The 1458-nt window shown below is 75.4% G+C and carries 1 protein-coding gene and 1 pseudogene; both read left to right on the top strand.

Annotation, left to right across the window (positions count from 1 at the left end):
• Positions 1-662, top strand: a pseudogene (locus EAO77_RS38240) (SAM-dependent methyltransferase); the annotation flags it as partial.
• A 157-nt stretch (positions 663-819) separates the two neighbouring features.
• Positions 820-1353, top strand: coding sequence for a hypothetical protein (locus EAO77_RS38245; RefSeq protein WP_147992855.1), 534 nt, complete (start codon positions 820-822; stop codon positions 1351-1353).
• The last annotated feature ends 105 nt before the right edge of the window (positions 1354-1458 follow it).

The raw sequence follows: 1458 nt of genomic DNA on the forward strand, positions 1-1458 counted from the left end.
ACGGCAACATCGCCCCCGGCAACGGCAACATCGCCCCCGGCAAGAAGGTCACCGTGACGTACGCCTTCGACGCCCCGGCCGCCGCACCCGCCGCCTGGCCCTCCACCACCGTCGGAGAACTCGCCCGCGCCCAGGACCTCGTCCTGCGCTCCGGAGGCACCGGCACCGCCCGCGCCGAACCGTCCCCCGCCGTGCTGACCGAACAGGACGTGCTCGCGGGCCGGGGACCGACGGGCACCCTGCCCGAAGGCCCCGAGGAGGAGCCCGTGCTGATCGAGGAGGGCGACATCCTCGTCCCGGTCCTCGGCAGCGGCACGGTCGTCCGCGTCGCCGACGACGCCCTCGCCGGCGCCGCGCTCGGGCGCAACCTCCAGCTGCTCCGCCCCGATCCGGCCGCGCTCGACGCCTGGTTCCTGGCCGGGTTCCTGCGCGGCAGCGCCAACCAGCGGCAGGCGAGCAGCTACGCCTCGACGGCCACCCGCCTCGACGTCCGGCGGATCCAGCTGCCCCGCCTGCCCCTCGCCGACCAGCGCCGCTACGGCGAACGCTTCCGCGCCCTGGCCGAGTTCGAGGACGCGCTCCGCCTCGCCGGGCGCCTCGGCGAACAACTGGTGCAGGGGCTCTACGACGGCCTCACCGACGGGAGCGTCCTGCCGGAGTGACACGGCGCGCCGGGCCCGCGCGCCGGGACCGGGCGGGCGGGAGTGACGCATCGGACAACTGTTCCGTACAACCCGCGACCCCGCGTCGGTGTCGGTGTATACGCTTCAGTCCGCCTCAGTCCCGTCCGCCGCGTCCCCAGGCACCCCAGGAGCAGGAATGCACGGCCACGGCTTCGCACCGCCGCAGCCCTCGCGCCCCTCGACAGCGCTGCTCGTCGTCGTGCGCATCGTCCTCGTGGCCCTCGCGCTGCTCAGCTTCGGCCTGCTGGCCTGGGGCACGATGCTGCGCATCGCGATCATGCGCGGCAGGCGCTCCGACTGGGCGCTGTTCTGGGTCTCCCTCGTCGTCGCCGTGACCTCGCTCGTCGTGATGGGGGAGTTCAGCACCGAGGGCGAGGCGGTGTCGTCCCAGGAGGACCCGCGGCCCGTGGACTGGGTGTGCCTGGCCGCGATGGCGGGACTCGCGCTGGGCGTCCCCGTCCACTACCTCGTCGTCGACATCCGCCACCACCAGCAGCCCGGCCCGGCCGCCGGCCGGCCGCCCATGGCGACCGGTTCGCCGTACGGGCCGGCGGGCCCCGTCCCCGGCCCGTACGGGGCGCCGCCGCGGCAGCCCGTGCCCTCCGCGTACGGCTACCCGCCGGCGGCCGGGCCGGGCTGCTGGTGGTGGCGGATGTCGACGACGAGGTAGTGGACGGGGACGCCCAGCGCGAGTCCCGCCATCGCGGCCAGGCACACCCAGTCCACGGGCCGCGGGTCCTCCTGGGACGACACCGCCTCGCCCTCGGTGCTGAAC

Origin of the sequence: Streptomyces sp. T39, from assembly GCF_008042045.1 — a bacterium.
Classification (GTDB): Bacteria; Actinomycetota; Actinomycetes; order Streptomycetales; family Streptomycetaceae; genus Streptomyces.